Origin of the sequence: Spongiibacter sp. IMCC21906 (assembly GCF_001010805.1) — a bacterium.
GTDB lineage: Bacteria > Pseudomonadota > Gammaproteobacteria > Pseudomonadales > Spongiibacteraceae > Spongiibacter.
Genome location: NZ_CP011477.1, coordinates 2,027,927 through 2,050,396, shown reverse-complemented (window position 1 = coordinate 2,050,396; position 22,470 = coordinate 2,027,927). Strand labels below are relative to the sequence as shown.

21 protein-coding genes are annotated in these 22,470 nt (G+C 49.4%); 8 read left to right on the top strand and 13 right to left on the bottom strand.

Features of this window, described 5'->3' with window-relative positions:
• Nucleotides 1-6: 6 nt before the first annotated feature.
• The 5 genes from IMCC21906_RS09430 (at nucleotide 7) to IMCC21906_RS09405 (ending at nucleotide 5,790) form a co-directional block, all read left to right on the top strand.
• Nucleotides 7-882 (top strand): type II secretion system F family protein, encoded by an 876-nt coding sequence (locus IMCC21906_RS09430; protein WP_047011959.1) that lies wholly within the window; start codon nucleotides 7-9, stop codon nucleotides 880-882.
• A gap of 45 nt (nucleotides 883-927) precedes the next feature.
• A complete protein-coding gene (locus tag IMCC21906_RS09425) occupies nucleotides 928-1,629 on the top strand; it encodes a hypothetical protein (protein WP_047011958.1) in 702 nt (233 codons plus the stop codon).
• Nucleotides 1,626-1,880, top strand: a complete 255-nt coding sequence (locus IMCC21906_RS09420; protein ID WP_047011957.1) for a DUF3613 domain-containing protein — start codon at nucleotides 1,626-1,628, stop codon at nucleotides 1,878-1,880. The genes IMCC21906_RS09425 and IMCC21906_RS09420 overlap by 4 nt, the downstream gene beginning before the upstream one ends.
• 11 nt (nucleotides 1,881-1,891) lie before the next feature.
• Nucleotides 1,892-3,967 (top strand): pilus assembly protein TadG-related protein, encoded by a 2,076-nt coding sequence (locus tag IMCC21906_RS09415; protein WP_082117431.1) that lies wholly within the window; start codon nucleotides 1,892-1,894, stop codon nucleotides 3,965-3,967.
• A 656-nt stretch (nucleotides 3,968-4,623) separates the two neighbouring features.
• On the top strand, nucleotides 4,624-5,790 hold the full coding sequence (locus tag IMCC21906_RS09405) for a PilT/PilU family type 4a pilus ATPase (RefSeq protein ID WP_047011954.1): 1,167 nt from the start codon (nucleotides 4,624-4,626) through the stop codon (nucleotides 5,788-5,790).
• Between the two features lie 223 nt (nucleotides 5,791-6,013).
• Here the strand turns inward: IMCC21906_RS09405 and recA are convergent, their stop codons facing one another.
• Nucleotides 6,014-7,042 carry a recombinase RecA gene (gene recA, locus IMCC21906_RS09400; RefSeq protein ID WP_047011953.1) on the bottom strand — a complete coding sequence of 343 codons (1,029 nt, stop codon included), beginning with the start codon at nucleotides 7,040-7,042 and terminating at the stop codon, nucleotides 6,014-6,016.
• A 205-nt stretch (nucleotides 7,043-7,247) separates the two neighbouring features.
• Between recA and mutS the strand changes: the two genes are divergently transcribed.
• Both mutS and fdxA read left to right on the top strand, forming a co-directional pair.
• On the top strand, nucleotides 7,248-9,818 hold the full coding sequence (gene mutS / locus IMCC21906_RS09395) for a DNA mismatch repair protein MutS (RefSeq protein ID WP_047011952.1): 2,571 nt from the start codon (nucleotides 7,248-7,250) through the stop codon (nucleotides 9,816-9,818).
• Between the two features lie 141 nt (nucleotides 9,819-9,959).
• Nucleotides 9,960-10,283 (top strand): ferredoxin FdxA, encoded by a 324-nt coding sequence (gene fdxA, locus IMCC21906_RS09390; RefSeq protein ID WP_047011951.1) that lies wholly within the window; start codon nucleotides 9,960-9,962, stop codon nucleotides 10,281-10,283.
• Between the two features lie 61 nt (nucleotides 10,284-10,344).
• Here fdxA and rpoS read toward each other — a convergent pair whose 3' ends face one another.
• The 11 genes from rpoS to IMCC21906_RS09335 all read right to left on the bottom strand — a co-directional run bounded on the left by rpoS (nucleotide 10,345) and on the right by IMCC21906_RS09335 (nucleotide 20,470).
• Entirely contained in the window at nucleotides 10,345-11,319 is a 975-nt protein-coding gene (gene rpoS, locus IMCC21906_RS09385) for an RNA polymerase sigma factor RpoS (protein ID WP_047011950.1), read from the bottom strand.
• 62 nt (nucleotides 11,320-11,381) lie between these two features.
• Nucleotides 11,382-12,146, bottom strand: a complete 765-nt coding sequence (locus tag IMCC21906_RS09380; protein WP_231580245.1) for a peptidoglycan DD-metalloendopeptidase family protein — start codon at nucleotides 12,144-12,146, stop codon at nucleotides 11,382-11,384.
• Between the two features lie 153 nt (nucleotides 12,147-12,299).
• Entirely contained in the window at nucleotides 12,300-13,220 is a 921-nt protein-coding gene (locus tag IMCC21906_RS09375; RefSeq protein ID WP_082117430.1) for a DUF368 domain-containing protein, read from the bottom strand.
• Between the two features lie 51 nt (nucleotides 13,221-13,271).
• Nucleotides 13,272-13,910, bottom strand: coding sequence for a protein-L-isoaspartate(D-aspartate) O-methyltransferase (locus tag IMCC21906_RS09370; RefSeq protein WP_047011949.1), 639 nt, complete (start codon nucleotides 13,908-13,910; stop codon nucleotides 13,272-13,274).
• Between the two features lie 115 nt (nucleotides 13,911-14,025).
• Nucleotides 14,026-15,036 (bottom strand): tRNA pseudouridine(13) synthase TruD, encoded by a 1,011-nt coding sequence (gene truD, locus IMCC21906_RS09365; RefSeq protein WP_047011948.1) that lies wholly within the window; start codon nucleotides 15,034-15,036, stop codon nucleotides 14,026-14,028.
• Complete coding sequence (ispF, locus tag IMCC21906_RS09360) at nucleotides 15,026-15,511, bottom strand: 2-C-methyl-D-erythritol 2,4-cyclodiphosphate synthase (protein ID WP_047011947.1); 486 nt, start codon at nucleotides 15,509-15,511, stop codon at nucleotides 15,026-15,028. The genes truD and ispF overlap by 11 nt, the downstream gene beginning before the upstream one ends.
• Nucleotides 15,508-16,248, bottom strand: coding sequence for a 2-C-methyl-D-erythritol 4-phosphate cytidylyltransferase (ispD, locus tag IMCC21906_RS09355; RefSeq protein ID WP_047011946.1), 741 nt, complete (start codon nucleotides 16,246-16,248; stop codon nucleotides 15,508-15,510). The genes ispF and ispD overlap by 4 nt, the downstream gene beginning before the upstream one ends.
• A 10-nt stretch (nucleotides 16,249-16,258) precedes the next feature.
• On the bottom strand, nucleotides 16,259-16,540 hold the full coding sequence (locus IMCC21906_RS09350) for a septum formation initiator family protein (protein WP_047011945.1): 282 nt from the start codon (nucleotides 16,538-16,540) through the stop codon (nucleotides 16,259-16,261).
• Between the two features lie 90 nt (nucleotides 16,541-16,630).
• Nucleotides 16,631-17,914, bottom strand: coding sequence for a phosphopyruvate hydratase (eno, locus tag IMCC21906_RS09345; protein ID WP_047011944.1), 1,284 nt, complete (start codon nucleotides 17,912-17,914; stop codon nucleotides 16,631-16,633).
• 29 nt (nucleotides 17,915-17,943) lie between these two features.
• Nucleotides 17,944-18,795 carry a 3-deoxy-8-phosphooctulonate synthase gene (kdsA, locus tag IMCC21906_RS09340; protein WP_047011943.1) on the bottom strand — a complete coding sequence of 284 codons (852 nt, stop codon included), beginning with the start codon at nucleotides 18,793-18,795 and terminating at the stop codon, nucleotides 17,944-17,946.
• Between the two features lie 49 nt (nucleotides 18,796-18,844).
• On the bottom strand, nucleotides 18,845-20,470 hold the full coding sequence (locus tag IMCC21906_RS09335; RefSeq protein ID WP_047011942.1) for a CTP synthase: 1,626 nt from the start codon (nucleotides 20,468-20,470) through the stop codon (nucleotides 18,845-18,847).
• Nucleotides 20,471-20,654: 184 nt separating this feature from the next.
• Here IMCC21906_RS09335 and suhB point away from each other — a divergent pair, with 184 nt between their 5' ends.
• A complete protein-coding gene (gene suhB, locus IMCC21906_RS09330) occupies nucleotides 20,655-21,458 on the top strand; it encodes an inositol-1-monophosphatase (protein WP_047011941.1) in 804 nt (267 codons plus the stop codon).
• 88 nt (nucleotides 21,459-21,546) lie between these two features.
• Here suhB and secF read toward each other — a convergent pair whose 3' ends face one another.
• Nucleotides 21,547-22,470: a protein translocase subunit SecF gene (gene secF, locus IMCC21906_RS09325; protein ID WP_047011940.1), complete on the bottom strand. Its 924-nt coding sequence runs from the start codon at nucleotides 22,468-22,470 to the stop codon at nucleotides 21,547-21,549.

The window sequence follows — 22,470 nt, the reverse complement described above, 5'->3', positions numbered from 1 at the left end:
AGAAACATGGAAGCACATCATATCTACTTTATTATTGGCGCTATCGTGCTATGCACTGCCCCCGTGCTACTACTGGTGGTTGCCCACCTGGAGACCACCAACAATAACGGCACCAAAAGTAAGCAAATGAATTTCAACGCCACAGATATCTGGCGTCAACTACGGGAAGAAAACACTCAGCTTGCCTCCTTATCGCAATTACTGCGCCGGGCAGGCTTGTTTAAAAGCGATCAGCAAATGAGAGCGACTGTCTATACATTAGTCGCCAGCACCACGCTTGCCGTTACCGGTGGTGCCTACGCTTTTTCCCGTAATTTTGAGTTTAGCCAATTGATTTTAAGCGTACTGGGCAGCTTATTGGTAATGTTGCTGATTAGCTACTCGCTACTAAAAAAAGTCGCCGAGGAGCGCCAAAGCAAACTTGAAAGCGAAACCCTAATGCTGATTCAAACCACCCGTATGCTTTGGCGCGTGGGCTTGTCGCTGCCCAAAACACTGGCAATAATCTGCGATGAACTGAGTGACCTTACCCCGAACTGCGCCAAGGAACTGAACCTGGCGGTCAACAAAATTGAATCGGGCCAGAGTCAGGAAGAAGCGCTTTATGAGCTAATCAATAGCACCTCGGCGGAAGGCTTTAAAGAATACCTAATTGTCATCCGCCAACAGTCCATCACCGGCGGAAGCATCGATAAATCGCTGAATGAGCTTTACTCCCTATTACAAAATAGACGGCGCTTGGACCTTCAAGAAACGGTCAACAAGCTATCGGGAAAGATGTCTTTGGTTATGATGGTATTTCTTTTTCCCGCGCTGCTTATTTTTGCGGCAGGCCCCAGCTTTATGTCACTAACAAGCGCGCTTTCTGGCATGGGCAATTAACCACTTGGGTTAACTACTTAGCTTGGTACAAGGATGGAGAATCCTGTGAAAAAAATCACCTTAACAATCGCTATTTGCGCGACCCTTTTGGCAAGTGGTTGTGCCAGCACCGCTAACAAATCCGTTTCAGTAGCGGCCAGCTGCGATAAACCGCTGCAACAGGCCGAAAGCATGAAACTGGATATGGTCTCGCAATTAATTAAAGAGGGGCAGTACTACTCTGCACTAGCCCACCTTGAAAGAGACAACTCCAATAGCGCCCAAGCACTATGGTTGCGAGCAGAAGGCCAACGCAAAACCGGTTTACTGACCGAAGCCTATAACAGTTACCGAGATCTTAGTCTCACCTGCATGACCGCTTATGGTCACGCTGGCATGGCCAAAATACTGGCTACTCGAGGTGACATTCCCCAAGCCCATCAACAAATGCTGACTGCCCGAAAACTGGCCCCCACCAATGCAGATATTCGCAATGATTTTGGTTTTATTCTGTTGGCCCACCGAGAGTTTAAAGACGCCCAACGGGAGTTTATGACCGCCCTACAACTTGCACCTGGGCACCCAGTGGCCATTCGCAATATGGTGATCAGCCTGATTCTGGACGGCGACACCCGCACCGCCGCCCGTATGGCATCGAACAATGGTATCGATAGACACGAATTCAAAGAACTCATTGGCAAAGCAAACACCTTTAAGCAACCCGCCTTAGCCAATTCATCCAGCATCAAAAAAGGAGCACCACTATGAAATACTATATTGCCACCGCTGCCGCCCTGTTGCTGGCCGCCCCTGCTTTTGCCACACCTCCGAACCACAAAAGCGAGCCCCAAACCGCCACCGCAAAACTGATGGCTGCACAACGCTCAGGGGAATTAGCAAGTGGTAATGAGCAGTACCTTAGTGGTAAAGCCCGCAGTGAAATCTATCAGCGCTACGTAAAAAGCTTTAGCCAGCCTATCCCCGACAGTTTTATCGACGAAACGTTTACAAACGACTGAGTATCATCAAGATGATCACCGCAAATAAAACAACACTACGGCAACGGCAACAAGGCGTGGTCGCGGTGATGGCAGCAGTAATGATGATCACACTGATCATGTTTCTAGCAGTGGTTGTCGATACCGGCAGAATCTTTCTTGAAAAGCGCTCACTGCAAAAAAATGCGGATTTAGCGGCATTGGAAACGGCGTTGTTGTACTGCCGAGACCAGACCATGGATGATGCCGGTCGTCGCAGTGTTGCATTGGACGCACTTTCAGCAGACAGAAATGATTTTAAAGGAAATTTTGGTGACGAAGATGAGGATGGCGACATCAAAGTTTCGCTGGGGCGAGTCCAAGGTGGCGGCGCTGGTGGCCGGGTTTTCACACCCAACAGCGCGGGTGAGAATGGCAAAGCCGTAGAAGTTAAATTAACCCGCACCATTCCCGCATCCTTATTCCAACAGCTATGGCCTAGCTCTCCAGGAGACATAGACCTCTACGCGGAAGCCGTCGCCCAGGCTTGTGAGCCTACGGCGCAACTGGCGATTAGCGGTAATATTGTCTCCATAGACAGTACCCAGTCAGAATTGCTAAACGCGATACTGGGGGGACTCCTTGGCACCACCTTGAATCTCAATGTCGCAGATTGGCAAAGTTTGGTGGACACAGACATCAACCTTCTCAATTATATGGATGCACTCGCATCAGAATTAACTCTCGACGCTGGCAGCTACGATAGCGTGCTCTCAAGTGAAGTGAGCGTTAGCGACCTCCTAAACGTTGCAGCGGATGTCTTGCCGACCGGAAATACTGCTACTTTGAGCGCGCTGAATTTACTGTCGGGTGCTATTCCCGGCGCCACACCGTTAGTCAAACTGGGCGATATTCTGGAACTTCAAACGGGTACCGATGAAGCTGGGTTAGATAGTAGGCTAAGTGTTCTGGATTTTGTCCAAAGTACGATTCAACTGGCCAACAGTGAAAGTGGGATCGTCGCAAATTTGCCAACTAATTTGCTTGGCCTAGCCAATGCAACCATCCGGCTCCAAGTGGGAGAGCCTCCCAAACTCTCAGCGATCGGCAACCCGGAATTAGTGAAACTTGATCCTGACGGTCCAAATCAAATTTATGTCAGGTCAGCACAATTAAGAGTTTTTATCTCCCTCGATCTTCCCGCTTTAGATAACGCCTTGGATCCATTGCTTGACAACGCCCTAGTATCATCGGTGGCAGATACCGTGAATGATTTACTCGCGCTCGATCTAATTGGAGTACTGTCTAATCTCCTAGGCTCAAGCGAAGAGCAAGAAATCAGTATTCGAGTCTTGCCCTCCCCCCGACTGGATGTGGTAATTAATGCTGGCCATTCCGAAGCCAGAGTAAGCGACTATAGCTGTGCTGGTGAAGATAAAACATTGGATGTTGAGACTAACTCACAGTTGCTAAGTGCCTCCCTAGGCCAGTTAGGAAACAGTACAGAAGAAGCGAGTACCCAGGCCTTTTCTGACACTGAATTGGAAATGAGCCCTTTCCCCATCTTGGATATTGGCGAGGTTTTGGTGAGAAAGACGTGCCTGGTGGTCTGCTACAAGGAGTATTGGACCGGCAGTAGTTGGTCTTCAAACCCCGCTAACGCCCAACGAACTGCATTTACAGGTGGAGGCATCGGCCTACGCTGGGCCCCATCACCTGACTCCGGCACCGTATCAGGCACCCCTCTGGACTATGAGAACTATCCCGACGAAACCTATCTGCCTGACGTAGATAATGGTATGGGCCAGAACGCCTTCCAGACATTCAGCGAAGAAGATTTACTTGCCAGCCTGACTGATACCATTGGCGGCATCGGCGTTGAGTTTTACGAACCCAATGGCGATGGAAACGGCATTACTGGCTCGGGGTTGGGGCTGGTAACCACATTGGTGGGCAGCACAGCGAATACGTTGGTTTCGACTATCAACTCAACAATAAACAGCGCTTTATCACCGATATTGGACCCCGTCTTGAACCAAGTATTGCAGCTACTGGGTGCTAACATCGCTGCAGCCGAGGTTGGCGGTTCTATGACCTGCGAAAACGACAAAGTCAGATTGGTGATGTAAATGTGCATTAAAACCCTATGGAAAGAAAGCCTAGGAGCTCCTACAACTGCTTCTCCTACACTACCAGCCACTTATATCAATAGGGTTATCAATAGGGTCAGAGTAATTGATTCTTTCACTAAGGCGATTGAAATATATAAAGAAGCTCGTCCATAGCAATCGCGGTCAGCGCCCGCTCCTACCGATCAATGGAGCTAGAGTTTAATACCACTAGAGACCGTTGGCTCAGTGTCATTGATTTTACCGCTCACGAAAAGCTGTTGACTTCCTATCACCACCTCGCTGGCCGCCGTTCTGGAATAGCCTTCAACCTGGACCTTAAAGCGGTTACGGCCCAACACCGATGCTTTATTTATAACCTCCCCTATCGCCGTCAACCCCACCTCTAGCATCCTACAGTGAAACAGCTGATAGTAAGCACTCTGCCGTTCAGAGTCAGTTTTCCCAAGCTGCGTACGCGCTAAATGCGGCGTTAATAGTTCAATGAATTGACCAAAAAAACCCCTTGGTAGCTGAAACCAAGGGGATTTCTATACATAGCTCATCATGTTGGATCGAAAGGAATTTAACTCAATATAGCGATACACTGTTAACAAGTAATTTTCGTTATCTATCAACGTGGATTTGTATAGCCCTACACAGGAAAATTTGGCCATATGACCTTCAACGACTACCTTACCATCCTTGCCAAAAACGCTGGCTCCGACCTGTTCCTCAGCACCGGCGCCCCACCCTGCGCCAAGTTTCACGGCCAGCTTAAGCCGCTGAATAAAGAGCCTTTTTCTAGCGGCGATATTAAAAAGATTGCTTATGAAATTATGGATAGTGAGCAGATTAAGGAGTTTGAGCTAGAGCTGGAAATGAACCTAGCCTATAGCATCGCCAAGGTCGGACGCTTCCGGGTCAACATTTTCAAACAACGCAATGAAATTTCTATTGTGGCTCGTAATATTGTTACTGACATCCCCAAAGTTGATGATTTGGGCTTACCGCCAATACTTAAAGATGTGGTGATGACAAAGCGTGGCTTAGTACTTTTTGTTGGCGCTACCGGATCGGGTAAATCTACTTCTCTTGCTGCTCTGATCGATCATCGCAATACCAGCAGTAGCGGTCATATTATTACTATTGAAGATCCCATTGAATTTATTCACCGCCACAAGAAAAGCATTATCAACCAGCGTGAGATTGGCGTTGATACAAGGAGTTTTCACCAAGCATTGAAAAACACGTTGAGGCAAGCACCGGACGTCATTTTGATCGGTGAAATACGCGATAGAGAGACAATGGAGCATGCAATCGCCTTTGCCGAGACGGGTCACCTTTGTATCTCAACATTGCACGCTAACAATGCTAACCAAGCCTTGGATAGAATTATTAACTTCTTTCCGGAAGAGCGCAGAAATCAATTATTATTAGACTTGTCACTGAATTTAAAATGCTTTGTTTCTCAGCGTTTAGTACCCACTGTAGATGGGAAACGCGCTGCCGCGATTGAAGTTTTACTAGGTACCCCGACAGTCGCTCAAGCGATTCATAAAGGAGAAATCGAAGGCATTAAAGAAATTATGGCCAAGTCTGAAAACTTAGGCATGCAAACCTTTGACGCCGCCTTATTCAAACTTTATGAAGACGGGAAAATCAGTCTTGAAGACGCATTAAAAAATGCCGACTCTGCTAACAATCTCCGCCTTAGAATCAAGCTGCACAGCAGTAGAGGCTTGCCCGTCGGCGCCCACCAAGAAGCTGAATCCGAAGCAACAAATACAGGGTTTAGCTTAACAATAGAAGAACCGGACGATGGCGACGAACAAATTTTCTAAGGATTGAAGACACCGGCTTAAACTTGTCATTCATACGCAGGCGGGAATGACCGAAATTGTAGTTTTAACGTTAAGTCAGTGTTATTCATCTAATGAGTTTAAAAAGTAAGCGGCTTAAAAAAGCCTGAAGGTAGATAACGATTGGCATACACAGCAATAAAAACTAACACTAAAACCAGTAGCTCAAAAAGACTACTGGCTTTAGCTGTTATCACACGATGCTCTATTCGCTTGCTTCAGCCTCTTCTACTTTCTTAGGCGTAGGTTTAGGCAATAACTGCTCGCGGATGGAACCTTCCACTTCTTTTGCAATTTCTGGGTTCTCTGCTAAGAACTTAGCCGCGTTGGCCTTGCCTTGGCCAATTTTATTGCCTTGATAGGCATACCATGCACCTGACTTATCTACTAAACCCAGCTTCACCCCCAGGTCGATAACTTCGCCCAGACGGTAAATACCTCGGCCATAGAGTATTTGAAATTCTGCTTGTTTGAATGGCGGCGAGACTTTGTTTTTCACTACTTTGACGCGGGTTTCGTTGCCGGTGACTTCGTCGCCTTCTTTGACAGAACCGATGCGGCGAATGTCCAAGCGGACTGAGGCATAAAACTTCAGTGCGTTACCGCCCGAGGTGGTTTCTGGGTTGCCGAACATCACACCAATTTTCATCCGAATCTGGTTAATGAAAATAACCAGTGTATTGGTTTGCTTGATGCTACCAGTCAGCTTGCGCAAGGCTTGTGACATAAGACGAGCTTGCAAACCGACGTGAGCGTCGCCCATGTCCCCTTCAATTTCAGCTTTTGGCACCAGTGCCGCTACCGAGTCGATGACGATGACGTCGACTGAACCGGAACGCACCAACATATCGGTAATTTCCAGTGCCTGCTCGCCAGTGTCGGGCTGGGAAACCAGCAAGTCCTCTAAGTTCACACCCAGTTTTTCTGCGTACTGAGGGTCCAGTGCATGCTCGGCATCAACGATGGCGACGGTTTTACCGACTTTTTGCGCTTCGGCCATCACTTGCAAGCAAAGTGTGGTTTTGCCTGATGATTCAGGTCCATAGATTTCGACAATCCTGCCACAGGGAAGACCACCAATACCCAACGCCACATCCAGCCCCAAAGAACCCGTGGAGATTGAGGGCATAACCTCTCTGGAGCTGTCACCCATTTTCATAATCGAGCCTTTACCAAACTGACGTTCGATTTGGCCGAGAGCGGATTCCAGTGCTTTCTGTTTATTGGGGTCCATGATTTCCTACCTTGCCTATTTGCTAGCGATGGGTGATAAACGCGGAATGATCAAAATCCCGCCGGGCAAAACAACTGTATATATACTCAGTATTATTGGCCGTAATGTCAATGCTCTTTTTACATATCGTTATCCGGTAGCACAAGCGCAACGCTTTCCGTAAACTTCCAGCCTTTATATTACTCACTTTGGACGGAATAACCGGATGAATGCAAGCATCGAGCTGAACCAACATACGCCGATGATGCAACAATACCTTGGCATCAAAGCACAGCATCCCAATGAGCTGTTATTTTACCGAATGGGCGACTTTTACGAGCTGTTTTTTGACGACGCCAAGCGCGCTGCCCAGTTGCTGGATATTACCCTGACTGCCCGTGGTAAAGCTGGTGGCAACCCCATTCCCATGTGCGGAATCCCTTACCATTCGGCCGAAAATTACCTCGGCCGCTTGGTAAGACAAGGTTTGTCTATTGCCATTTGTGAGCAATTTGGCGATCCCGCCACCAGCAAAGGACCAGTAGAACGTAAAGTCGCCCGCATTGTTACCCCCGGCACCCTCAGCGATGAAGCACTGCTGGAAGCACGTCAGGACACCCTACTGGTTGCCATTGCGGCCACCCAAGGACGCTTGGGCATCGCTTCTCTCGATATGAGCGGCGGTCGCTTTCAAATTTTTGAAGTGACGGATGAAACGGCCTTGCTGGCAGAAATTCAGCGTCTGCAACCAGCAGAGCTACTTATCGCCGATGAGTTTGAATGTAGCGCGCTGAATAATCGCCCCGGCCTGCGCCGACTTCCCCCCTGGGATTTTGATTTGGATGCCGCCCAACGCAGTCTCTGTCAGCATTTTAAGGTACAAGACCTTAACGGCTTTGGCTGCTCAGGCTTAACCGCCGCCATCGCCGCTGCAGGGTGCCTGTTACAGTATGTCAAAGACACTCAGCGAACCAGCATTCCCCATATCCAGCGTCTTCAGCATGAAGCCAGAGATGAAGCCGTTGCGATGGATGCGGCCACCCGACGCAATCTAGAACTTGATATTAATCTCAGCGGTGGGGTCGAAAACACCCTGGCGTCAGTGATTGATCATTGCCAAACAGCAATGGGGAGTCGCTTGCTTAAGCGCTGGCTGCACCGGCCGCTGCGCAGCAAAGCTCAACTGGAACAGCGCCAGCAGCTGATTGCCGAACTGCAGGCAGAGTTTCTGTATGAATCACTGCAACCCCAGCTCAAAGATATTGGTGATTTAGAGCGCATATTGGCACGAGTCGCTTTGCGTTCTGCCCGGCCACGGGATTTGTCACGACTGGCAAAAGCCTTGGCAAGCCTGCCCCACCTACAATCCCACTTGCGCCAAGCCGAGTCCGAGCTGCTAAAAAGCCTGTCTGAAAGCATCAGCGAATTTCCTGAACTGGCAGAATTACTCGATCGCGCCATTATGGAAAATCCGCCCATGGTGATTCGCGATGGTGGCGTCATCGCTACGGGGTATGACCAAGAGCTGGATGAACTGCGCAGCCTCAGCAGCGATGCCGGGGACTTTCTGCTAAAAATGGAGCAGGAAGAACGACAGCGTACGGGCCTCAGTAGTCTAAAAGTCGGCTACAACCGGGTTCACGGCTATTACATTGAAATCAGCCGTATCCAGGCAGAACAGGCCCCTGCTGAATATATCCGTCGGCAAACCCTTAAAAATGCCGAGCGTTTTATTACCCCGGAACTAAAAGAATTTGAAGACAAAGCCCTAAGCAGCAAAAGCCGCGCGCTGGCTCGAGAAAAAATGCTCTACGAGCAGCTGCTAGAAACCCTCAACGCGCAGTTGCTGCCCTTGCAAGATTCCTCCAACGCCTTGTGCGAGCTGGATGTCATTTGTAATTTAACCGAGCGTGCGCTGGCATTGGATTTCTGCTGCCCGGTTTTATCCGATTCACCCTGCCTGAATATCGAGCAAGGTCGTCACCCGGTGGTTGAGCAGGTACTGGATGAACCCTTTATTGCCAACGACCTGCATCTGGACGAAAACCGCCGCACTTTAATTATTACCGGCCCCAACATGGGCGGTAAATCGACCTATATGCGTCAAACCGCGCTGATTGTTTTGCTGGCTCATATTGGCAGCTATGTTCCGGCAAAATCGGCTGAAATGAGTATTGTTGATCAGATTTTTACCCGTATCGGCTCATCCGACGATTTAGCCGGTGGCCGTTCAACCTTTATGGTCGAGATGACCGAAACCGCCAATATTTTAAATAACGCCACCGACAAAAGCCTGGTACTCATGGATGAAGTGGGTCGAGGCACCAGCACCTTCGATGGCTTGTCATTAGCTTGGGCAAGCGGCATTGATCTGGCCGAGCGCATTAAAGCCTTTACCTTGTTTGCCACCCACTATTTTGAATTAACGGCCTTGCCCGAGACCTATCCTTTGGCGACCAATGTTCACTTAGGTGTCACCGAGTTCCAAGACCACATTGTCTTTCTTCACAAGGTCGAAGAAGGCCCAGCAAACCGTAGCTACGGCTTACAAGTCGCCAAGCTGGCAGGCATTCCCAGCAAAGTCGTGTCGGCGGCGCGGCGAAAGCTAGAAGAGCTGGAAAAACACGCCAGCACTGAGCACATCAGTGCCGCCGATGCCCAGCAGTTTCAGGCCGATTTATTCGCCGCACCGGCGGAGCCATCAAAAGCCCTTGTGCGATTAAGCGACGTGGACCCCGATGAGCTCACGCCTCGTCAAGCTCAAGATTTGCTCTATGAACTTAAGTCCTTACTGTAATCACAGCTGTTCATCTAAAAAAGCGATAAGCCACAGCTAAATTATTGTTAAGACAAAGTCTATACCGATAAATTTAGCCAGTGTTACAATACGCGGCTCGTGGAACTAGACCACATCCGATTTAAGAGGGGCCGAGCCAAAATGACATTTGTAGTGGGTGAAGATTGCATTAAATGCAAACATACAGACTGTGTAGAAGTCTGCCCAGTAGATTGCTTCTATGAGGGTCCTAACTTTTTGGTCATCCACCCAGATGAGTGTATTGACTGTGCATTGTGCGAACCAGAGTGTCCGGTAGAAGCCATTTTTTCAGAAGATGAACTGCCAGAAGATCAGCAAGTGTTTCTGGAGCTTAATGCTGAACTATCAGAAGTATGGCCCAACATTGCTGAAATGAAAGACCCGCCTGCCGACGCCGAAGAGTGGGCAGGTAAGCCCAACAAGCTGCAGTATCTGGAGCGTTAAAACCTAGAACGCATTCTGTATGCTATTGAGAAGACCTGCCTTGAGCAGGTCTTTTTGGTTTCTAGTCTTCGCAATCCGAAAACAACGACGCCGCGCTAAGCCCATTATTTTCGAACATCTGCCGCAAAGTCTTTAACGCCTCTACCTGAATCTGCCTGACACGTTCACGGGTCAAGCCAATTTCTCGGCCCACCTCTTCTAAGGTCGCATTCTCATAGCCCCGGAGCCCAAAACGGCGCAGCACAACTTCTCGCTGTTTACTGCTAAGGGCATCCAGCCAGGTATCGATGCACTTTGTAAGATCTTCACTTTGCAAAATATCGCTGGGGTTTGCCGCATGCTGATCCGCTAAGGTGTCCAGTAGCGACTGGTCGTTACCTTGACCGGCAGGCACATCAATTGACCCCACCCGCTCTTTTAAACCGCACAAGCGCTTGGCATCAGCCACTGGTCTGTCCATCGCCACTGCCATTTCTTCTGGAGATGGCATATGGTCGAGTTGTTGGCTTAACTCGCGCTCGACACGGAGGTAGCCGTTTAACTCTTTGACAACATGGATAGGTAAGCGAATTGTGCGGGACTGGTTCATAATTGCCCGTTCAATGTTCTGACGAATCCACCAGGTGGCATAAGTTGAAAACCGGAATCCCCGTTCGGGATCAAACTTTTCAACCGCCCGAATCAAACCGAGATTGCCCTCTTCCACTAAATCCAGCAAGGTCAAACCACGGTTAAGATAACGTCGGGAAATTTTTACAACCAACCGCAGATTGCTTTCAATCATACGTTTTCGACCAGCGTCATCGCCACTGCGGGCCAGCCGAGAGAAGTGCTTTTCTTCATCAGCACTAAGTAGAGGGGAATACCCTATCTCGGCGAGATAGAGTTGAGTTGCATCAAGCTCGCTGCGCGTTCGTTTGGCATGCAAACGCTGATCCGGCTTATTCGTCAGACGGCGTTTTTCAAGCTTAAAGTCTTCTGTATGAATGGTGTCGACCAAGGCGTCTTGATCAAGCTCCGATTCCAATACCCGCATCGTCAAATCCTTATTGTTGAGAATTTTATTGACTGACTGGGGTGATACTTTAGTCTGCTGCCTTAATTTTGTTTTGGAAGCAGGCGCAAAGGATCAACCGGTTTTCCATTAATCCGTACTTCAAAATGTAGCTTTGCTGAGTCCGTACCACTGTCTCCCAATTCGGCGATAACAGAACCCGCTTTTACCTTCTGTCCCTCCTTTACTAAAACCCGTTTATTATGACCGTAAGCACTCAATTCTTGCTCCGAGTGTTTAAGGATGAGCAAATTGCCGTAACCCACTAAACCGCTGCCCGAATACACCACGACACCACTGCGGCTTGCATGTACAGGCTCGCCTATTTTACCGCCGATATCAATACCTTTATGCGCCTGTCCGGTAGCAACAAAAGCGCGAACTACACGGCCATTTACCGGCCAGCGCCAAGATTCATTTTTATTCGACGACACTTTAGGCGTAGGTTTTTTAACAGGTTTGGCAACATCGCGGCTTGGCGCTTTAACTTCAGGAGACTTGGCAGCGGTTGCTACTGAAGTAGGCCGTTTGACCTGCACAGTATTGCTTTCTTTCAGGTGAATCGCTTGGCCGGGATAAATCGTGAACGGAGGGGGGATCTTATTGGCCGCAGCAAGTCGCTTTACATCAAAGCCATACCGCCAGGCTATTGAGAACAGCGTATCGCCTCGGCTGACAATATACTCTTTAGGTGCACGCTCAGACGGCGAGTAGCGATCTTCAATAGGCGCAGAGCCACCACTACTCACGCAGCCCCCACTAATTAAGGCGATAATAATAGCGAAGGGAATCCAGTGCGCGTTCAACACTGGCACATCAACCTTAGCCGACAACCTATCGGCCAGTATTGGTTTAGCAGTGTGTGTATCGGTGTCGCTCTGTTCATGGTCGGTCTAAAAAACCTCTGCATAACACTGAAATCTCTCAGCGGAGCTACTATTGAATTAAGTTATTGAATTAAGCTAAGACCTTACCTCGCTGAGTGCGGCAATCCGCTCGATGCCGATTACCAGAATAATACCAAAGACTGCCAGAATAGCAGACAGAGGTATATGGGCATTAGCAAGCTCAGCAAACTGCCAAGGCCATACATTCGTCAAATCCACGCCACTTCCCAGCGAAGCAGGCGTGGCTTCAGCATCAAATTTCCAAGGCCAAATAATTCTAAGGGATCCGACCAGCAAACCTGAGAGAAAGGCCAGTAGCGCAGCATGATAATGTTCAAGCAGCCACGATAGCAGCCGCACAAAAAGCATTAAGCCCGTAATACAGCCCAAACCAAACACCCCAATCGCGCCAAAATCCAGCGCCTTTATGGCATCAATAACCGGACCGTACATGCCAATTAACAGCAAAATAAAACTGCCCGATATGCCGGGCAAAATCATGGCACAGATCGCCAGTGCGCCAGACAAAAATAAACTCACCGGTGAGACATCAATACTGGCAGGCCGCATTTCTCCCACGGCCAATGCAGCAATTGCGCCCAGCAATAGCATCAATAACGTGGCATAGCTTCGGGTGGGAATTTCGCGATAGATAAGCACTGCAGACGCTAAGACCAGGCCAAAAAAGAAACCCGCCAACGGCACGGGATAATGCTCTAATGCGTAGGAAATGGCTCGGGCTAAAGAAAGTGCGCTAAAAATAATGCCCAGTATTAGACTAAACAAAAAACTGCCATTGATATGCCGCCAGCAAGCGGGAACCCCTTGGCTGAATAATATTTTAAGAGCATCGATATTGAAAGATTTCAGGCTCTCAATAAGCTGGTCGTAAATACCGGTAATAAATGCAATTGTGCCACCAGAGACGCCAGGCACAATATCCGCCGCGCCCATTGCCATCCCGCGCAAAAAGATAGCTGGTTTAAATCCATTCACAAATGCACATTCCTTTTATGCTGCTGGGAGCAATTTTTTAAAATTGATACGTTACGCAACCACGCCACTGACCAAAGGAACAAACAACACCGGCTCAATTTTCTGCTCGTTTATGCCGTCTTCCGTTTTGTCATAGACACATAAATGTTGTTGTACGCCCTTCTTGCCCACAGGAATCACCAACCTTCCACCAATAGCCAGTTGATCAAGCAACTCTTGGGGAACCACCTCCGGGGCGGCAGCAGAGAGAATACCGTCAAACGGGCCGCGCTGAGGCCAACCCATGCCACCATCGGCATGACGCAAATGCACATTGTACAGACGCAAATGTCGTAAACGCTGTCGGGCTTGTTCCTGCAACGGTCGAATACGCTCCACACTAAACACCCGCTCGACCAACTGGGCAAGAATCGCCGTTTGATATCCTGAACCGGTACCCACCTCCAGCACGCGTTCCCTTGGGCCCGCAGCCAGCAGTAGCTCGGTCATCCGCGCAACAATATAAGGCTGAGAAAGCGTCTGCTGAAAACCAATCGGTAAGGAGCTGTCCTCATAGGCGCGATGTGAAAGCGCTTCGTCTAAAAAAATATGACGAGGCGTCGCGCGCATTATCTTAAGCACGGACTCATCCGTAATGCCTTTCTCACGCACTCTTTCGATGAGGCGGTCTCTTGTGCGCTGGGATGTCATCCCAATACCTTGTAGATTCAGCGTTGCCACCCATTATTGTCTTGAGACTGTTGTAAGCAGTTATTTTGCCCTCTGGCAGTTCAAAAATAACTATCTTAAATCCTGGAGCCTCGTTTTAGTATTCGATCAATTCTCGCACAAGCGCCGTAGCGAAGCAGCCCCTGGGCAAAGAAAAGCTTAGGCAAAACGTTTGCTCATCTGCCCAATGCCAGTGCATATTTTTAGCTAAAACTCGAAGTGAACGCCGCTCCATTTTTAAACCCGACCGCAACAAGCCGTCACACAATTCGGGCTCACGTCCAAATATCTGCGCTTCTAATTTAGCAACATCAGCCATTACACAAGTTTTACCCGCCCCACCAAACAACGGCCCGGTAGGATGAATATCGCCAAGCTCAAGTCTAGAGAATATATCAGCGTTTAAGGGCTCACTAAAAATGCTGCCACTATCCCGCAAAGCAAAAAGCTCGCCATCTAAAGCAGAGCACCAACTATCCGCATCCACACGCGCAGCCAATAACTGATTAAACAGCCAGGCCCGTGCAGACGACAAATACATGCTTTTTTCAAATCGCCCAAGTTGCTTAGCCGACCCGAACCAATCTCGGCAGGCAGTAATATTGCCGCCATCACGCCCAAAGCGCTGTTCACCAAAGTAATTTGGAAATCCCTGTGCCACCGCATCAGCCCGGACTTCAAGCAATGTTTTGTCACCCACAAAATCCCTGAGCGACAGCGTAAAATGATTGCCCCGATGACTTCCTCTTCGCAGCTTTTGACGATGACGGCAGGCTTTAAGCACTCGCCAATTACCACTTATTTTGTCCTGCCACTCCAGTGCCGGTTTACCCGCTCTGTGTACACAAAACCATTGCCGGGTCAGTGCGTGCCGATCTTTAAGGCCCGAGTAAGTTACCGCCTTGGTGGTGACGCCTGCCTCCCGGGCAATGGCCCGAGCAACATAGTCAGTGCTGTCTCCAGATTTCTCTATCCAAAGCCAATCAAACTCGCCGTCATCGCTGGGTTCAAACTCAAACAATTCCTCAACAATAAAATCATCGTTGTTAAATTTAAGCTGCGCCTGGCCCGCAGGGCCGCCCAATGCTCGGGGCCAATCAGGAATCATAAGCTTGCATCAACACCACCGCATCAACAGCGATGCCCTCTTCTCTACCCACAAAACCCAGCTTTTCTGTCGTGGTCGCTTTCACGCTGATCTGAGTCAAAGCAACATCCAATAAAGTGGCAATGCGTTCTCGCATTTCCTTAATAAAAGGCGACAATTTTGGTTTTTGGGCAGCAATGGTCAGGTCGGCATTAGCCAACACAAAGCCCTGCTCTAAAATCAATTGGCGGCAATGCTGCAGTAATTCACCACTATCAGCACCTGCATAACGGGGATCAGTATCGGGAAAATGTTTGCCAATGTCGCCCAAAGCCAAAGCCCCGAGCATTGCATCGCACAAGGCATGAAGGGCCACATCACCATCTGAATGCGCAATTAAGCCTTTATGGTGAGGAATTTCCACGCCGCACAGCATCAGGGGCTTATCACCACCAAAACGATGAACGTCGTAACCATGACCAATGCGCAACGTCATTGCCGGTCCCCTTTTTCTTTGCGTTCATCCAAAACAACCGCGTCCTGTAAATAAAATTCTGCCAAGGCCACATCCTCAGGATAAGTCACTTTGATATTGCAGGCCTGTCCCGGTACCAATAGCGGTTGTTTTCCCAAATGCTCCACCGCAGAGGCTTCATCCGTCACCATTAAATGCTTATTCTGACAATGTTCCAGCGCAGATTTAAGTAGACCATAACGAAACAACTGTGGCGTTAATGCTCGCCACAATTGCTGCCTATCAACGGTTTCGGATATTTCCTGGGTGGCTGCCAGCCCGCGCTTGATGGTGTCCACTACTGGCGCAGCAAGAATGGCCCCCACATCATGGGCACAGCCCGACTCCAGTAATTTGCTTAAGTCGGATTGAGGTAAACAAGGACGCGCCGCATCGTGGACCAATACCCAATCATCTGCCGCCGCATGTTCAGCAAGGGCCTGCAAACCATTAAGCACTGACTCAGCTCGCTCAGCACCGCCCAGCGTGGTTTTTACTCTGGGGTGGTTCGCTATTTCAAGAGCGCTAAAGCCTTGGTCATTTCGGTTAAGCGCTACCACGATCCACTCTATGCGCAACTCATTAAGCAAGCAGCCCAAACTGTGTTCGATAATGGCTTTACCTTGAAGATGGAGATACTGTTTGGGGACAACACCTGGAAGCCGCTGGCCTGCGCCTGCGGCTGGCACAATTGCCCAAAGCTTTTCTTTTTCGGGCATGATCAAAGGCCTATTTATTCTCGATGATCAGATAGAAGTCTTCATCTTTTTTGACCAGACCCATATCATTCCGGGCCCGCTCTTCAATGCTATCCAAGTTTTGTTTCAAGCTATCAACTTCACTATAAAGACGCTGATTGCGCTGCTGCAGATCGTCATTAATCACTCGCTGGGCTTTTATATCGCGCTTTAGTGTCGCGATTTGCTCCCAGCTACCACTACCCGTCCACAACCGAAATTGCAGCACGATTAAAATCAGCAGTAGCAAAACTAGCAGTCTGCGACGGGTCATGACGAGCTCTAATTGGTTAAACGTTCTTGATGCCGCCAAAATAGTAAAGGCCAGCTAAATTAAGGGCGCCAAAGGCGCCCAAACAACAAGCTACGCACGAAACTCTTCGCGGCCTCGGTAGGCAGCGCCCAGCTCGGCTTCAATACGCAGCAAACGGTTATATTTGGCTACCCGGTCTGAGCGACACAGTGAGCCGGTTTTGATCTGGCCCGCAGAGGTCGCCACGGCCAAATCCGCAATTGTCGTGTCTTCAGTCTCACCACTACGATGGGAGATAACAGCGGTATAGCCAGCCTCTTTTGCCATTTGAATGGCATCAAGGGTTTCTGTCAATGTGCCAATTTGATTAAACTTAATCAAAATGGAGTTAGCAATTTTCTCGTCGATGCCGCGCTTTAAAATTTTGGTGTTGGTCACAAATAAATCGTCACCCACCAATTGCACGCGGTCGCCACAGCGTCGAGTCAATGCAGCCCAACCTTCCCAATCGCTTTCATCCATACCGTCTTCAATTGAGATAATAGGGTACTTTTGGCTTAACTCATCTAAATACGCAGCAAAGCCTTCTGCATCAAATACTTTACCTTCACCGGCCAGATCGTATTTACCCTCTTTATAAAACTCAGAGGATGCGCAGTCCAGCGCCAAGGTCACATCTTCACCTAGTTTATAGCCCGCATTGGCAACCGCTTCTGCAATCACTTCCAACGCGGCTTCATTCGACGGCAGGTTAGGCGCAAAACCACCTTCATCGCCCACAGCGGTGTTCAATCCACGACCCACCAAGACCTTCTTCAGCGCATGAAAAATTTCAGCGCCCTGACGCAAGGCCTCGGTAAAGGTTTCAGCGCCGACCGGCTGAATCATAAACTCTTGAATATCGACATTATTATCAGCGTGCTCGCCACCATTGATGATATTCATCATAGGCACCGGCATGGTGTACTGGCCTTCTGTACCATTAATTTGCGCAATGCGCTGATACAGCGGAATCTTCTTCTCAATGGCAACGGCTTTAGCTACTGCCAACGACACTGCCAAAATCGCGTTAGCACCCAACTCACCTTTGTTCTCGGTACCATCCGCTGCAATCATCGCGCCATCAATAGCGCGTTGATCTTCGGCGTCCATCCCCATCAGCAAGTCGCGAATAGTGGTATTGACGTTCGCCACCGCTTTTTGCACGCCTTTGCCTAAATAACGGCCTTTATCGCCATCGCGTAATTCCAATGCCTCGCGCGAACCCGTAGACGCCCCAGAAGGTGCACAGGCACTGCCCACCGCACCAGACGCCAGTACCACATCGGCTTCTATAGTAGGATTGCCTCGGGAATCCAACACTTCAAAGGCTTTGATATCGACGATTTCAGCCATTGTTACAAATCTCCATGTAAAAAGTTAAATTATTGAATATCGAGCTGAGGCAACGCTTTGACCACATCATCTACGGCTTTCATATGCCCCAAAAAAGCTTCTAACGCGGCCAGCGGCAATGCGCTTGGGCCATCGCATTTGGCCTTATCAGGATCGGGATGCGCCTCCAAAAAAAGCCCCCCGATACCCAATGCCATACCGGCACGGCCAAGCTCCGCAACCTGATTGCGGCGACCACCTGAGGCAGCACCCATCGGGTCCCGGCATTGCAAAGAATGCGTCACATCAAAAATAATCGGTGCGCCACCGCTGACGTCTTTCATGACTTTAAAGCCCAGCATATCGACTACTAAGTTGTCGTAGCCAAAATTGCTACCCCGCTCACACAACATGATTTTATCGTTGCCACATTCGGCAAATTTATCAACGATGTTTTTCATTTGCGGAGGGCTGAGAAACTGGGGCTTTTTAATATTGATCACCGCATTGGTCGCTGCCATGGCCTCGACCAAATCGGTTTGCCGGGCCAAAAATGCGGGCAACTGAATCACATCACAAACTTCAGCGACAGGCGCCGCTTGCCAGATTTCGTGAACATCAGTGATCACCGGCACCTTGAAGCGATCTTTAATATCTTGAAAGATCTTCAAACCCGCTTCCATGCCGGGGCCCCGGAAGGAATGAATAGACGAGCGATTGGCCTTGTCGAAAGACGCCTTGAATACGTAGGGAATGCCCAGCTTGCTGCACACGCTGACATAGTGTTCTGCCACTTCCAGCGCCAGCGAATGGGACTCTAAAACGTTCATGCCGCCAAAAAGAACAAAGGGACGGTTGTTGGCTACCTCAATACCGTCTACAGAAATCACTTTATCTTGCATTTAACTCATACCTGTTGGCTTGACGAAACACAGCGTCTAATCAATGAATTTAAGACTTACCGTGTTCAATCGCAGCTTTCACAAACCCAGAGAACAACGGATGGCCATCACGGGGAGTAGAGGTAAACTCCGGGTGAAATTGACAGGCCACAAACCAAGGGTGGTCATTTTGCTCAACCACTTCGACCAAGGTATTTTCTGCCGACCAGCCGCCAATACTCAAACCGGCCTCTTGGAGGCGGTCTATGTAGTGGTTATTCACCTCATAACGATGGCGATGACGTTCATTGACCGTTTCACCGCCATAAATATCCGCCGCCTTAGAGCCCGGCACAAGATGGCAAAGCTGTGAACCCAAGCGCATGGTGCCGCCTAAATCTGACGCGGCATTGCGCAGCTCTACACTGCCATCTTCCGTGACCCATTCCGTAATCAGGCCGACAACCGGATCAGCACACTTCTCATCAAACTCAGTGCTATTAGCGTGTTCCAAGCCCAATACGTTGCGGGCAAACTCAATAACCGCAACTTGCATACCCAAGCAAATGCCAAGATAAGGCACTTTGTTTTCACGGGCATATTTAACGGCAGCGATTTTGCCTTCTACACCCCGATTGCCAAAGCCACCGGGAACAAGAATACCGTGCACACCCGAGAGCACTTCAATGCCATCGGTTTCAATCGTTTCGGAGTCGATATAGCGAATATCAACTTTGGTGCGGCTATGGATACCCGCGTGTTTAAGGGCCTCGTTGAGGGACTTGTAAGCGTCCAACAACTCCATGTATTTACCGACCATGGCAATGGTAACGGTATGATCTTGATGCAAGTCACCTTCAATGACCTCATCCCATTCCGACAGATCGGCCGCCGGACACTCAAGACCAAAACGTTCTACCACTAACTCATCCAAACCTTCTGCAGCCAGCAGTGACGGAATGCGATAGATCGAATCAACGTCCCGCAACGGAATAACCGCGCGAGATTCAACGTTAGTAAACAAGGCGATTTTATGACGGCTGCTTTGGTCCACTTCATGATCTGAGCGGCACAGTAGGATATCGGGCTGCAGGCCAATGGAGCGCAGCTCTTTCACCGAATGCTGGGTAGGCTTGGTTTTAGTCTCACCCGCAGTGGCAATGTAAGGCACCAGCGTCAGGTGCATTAGCATCGCCCGCTTAGCGCCCAGCTCCACCTTTAATTGCCGGGCTGCTTCAAAAAACGGCAGCCCTTCAATATCACCAACGGTACCGCCAATCTCAACGATGGCGATATCCGCATCCCCTGCCCCGGCAATAACCCGCCGTTTTATCTCATCTGTGATATGGGGGATGACTTGCACCGTTCCACCAAGATAGTCGCCCCGGCGCTCTTTTCGCAGCACCGTTTCGTAAACGCGACCTGTGGTGAAATTATTGCGCTTAGCCATTTTGGCGCGAATAAAACGCTCATAATGGCCAAGATCAAGGTCAGTTTCGGCACCGTCTTCGGTGACAAAAACCTCGCCATGTTGGAAGGGGCTCATCGTACCGGGGTCCACATTAATATATGGGTCCAGTTTAAGCATGGTGATGTTGAGACCACGGGCTTCAAGGATCGCGCCCAGAGAAGCTGAAGCAATGCCTTTGCCAAGTGACGATACAACACCGCCAGTGACGAAAATAAATCGCGCCATGTAGAGCCTTTTACATAGAATCAGAAAGGTACAGGGCCGGAAAAAGCGGTGCTTCTTTGCCCCAAAGATGGGACGCCAGTCTAGCAGGAAGCCCCCTACGAAACAATGAAATTAGGACTTATAGAACGCAGACTCTCTGTTATAATGCGCGCCCAATTGCTTGAACATTCAAGGTCTTAGTTATATGCAACCCATGCTAAACATCGCTCTGCGCGCCGCCCGTAAAGCCGGCGATCTAATAGCGCGCGCCTCCGAGCAACTGGACAGAATCCAGGTCGAAGAGAAAGGTCAGAACAATTTTGTGACTGAAATCGACCGCAAAGCCGAAAAAGAAATTATCTATCACCTCCAAAAAGCCTACCCCGATCACGCCTTTCTGGGCGAAGAGTCCGGCGAGTCAGGCAACCCAGACAGTGACTATAAGTGGATAATTGATCCTATCGATGGCACCACTAACTTTGTGCGGGGCATTCCCCATTTCGCCATTTCCATCGCCTGTATTCACAACGGCCAAATCGAGCATGCGGTGATTTTGGACCCCATCCGCCGAGAAGAATTTACTGCCAGCCGTGGCCGTGGCGCCCAACTGAACGGCCGCCGCGTACGAGTTGCCATGGCAGCCACCACCCTGGAAGGCGCATTGATTGGCACCGGCATCCCTTTTAAAGCCCGTTGCGAGCAACATATCCCCGCCTACATGCGCAGCCTCGAAGCCATTGCTGGTGAAACGGCCGGTATTCGCCGAGCGGGTGCCGCATCACTGGATTTAGCCTATGTTGCCGCAGGTCGCCTAGACGGCTTCTGGGAAATTGGCCTAAACAAATGGGATATCGCCGCAGGCATTTTGCTAGTGCGTGAAGCCGGTGGTCTGATCAGCGACTTTAAAGGCGGCGGCAATTACTTTGAAAGCGGCAACATCGTTGCCGGCAACCCCAAGTGCTTAAAAAGTATTCTGCAGGCGGTTCGCCCCCACCTGGAAAACATCTAGTAAGTTATTCCCATCAGTCATTATTCAGACAATAAAAAAGGGCCAACTGGCCCTTTTTTATTGTCTGAATTTTGGTCCTAGCTAACAGTTAAGGCAAATCGTCAACTTCAGCGCCTTCTTTCTGAATTACAATCAAGTCATCCTGACTGATATTCATGCTCAACAATAGGTTGGCCACGATATAGATTGACGAGTAGGTCCCCACACCAATACCAATAATCAATGCCAGTGCAAAACTGTGGATCATTTCGCCACCAAAAAAGGCCAGCGCAAACAACACCATTAACGTGGTTCCAGAGGTTGCCAGCGTCCGGTCTAGTGTTTCAGTCAGGGAGATGTTCACCACGTCATACGGGTTTTGCTTACGAAGTTTGCGAAGATTTTCGCGAATCCGGTCTGCCACAACAATCGTGTCGTTCAAGGAGTAACCAATCACCGCCAAAATAGCCGCCAACACGGTTAAGTCAAAATCCCAGCCGACCAAGGCAAAGGCACCCAAGGTAATAATGACGTCGTGCATCAATGCCGCAACAGCACCCACCGCAAACTTAATCTGGAATCGCATGGCGATATAAATCAGCACCACGATCAATGCCAACAGCACCGCCAAACCACCCTGCTCCCGAAGCTGCTCGCCCACTTGCGGGCCAACAAACTCGATTCGTTTCAGCTCCACTTCACTGTTGGCATCTTCCCGCAGGGTAGCCAAAACTTCTTGCCCCAGTGTTGGACTCATACCCTGGGGAAGACGAACCAACACATCGGTGTCAGAGCCAAAGTTCACGACAATGGCATTTTCATAACCCGCTTCAGACAAGCTGCTGCGCACATTTTGTAGCTCAACCGAGTCCTCATAGAGCACCTCGATGAGGGTACCGCCGGTAAAATCCAAGCCAAAGTTAAGGCCTTTAAACGCCAGAATCCCAACAGAACCCAGCACCAATGCAATAGACAGTATCGAGGCAATACCTCGCAACTTCATAAAATCTAATATTTTCGCTTTAGTAGACAT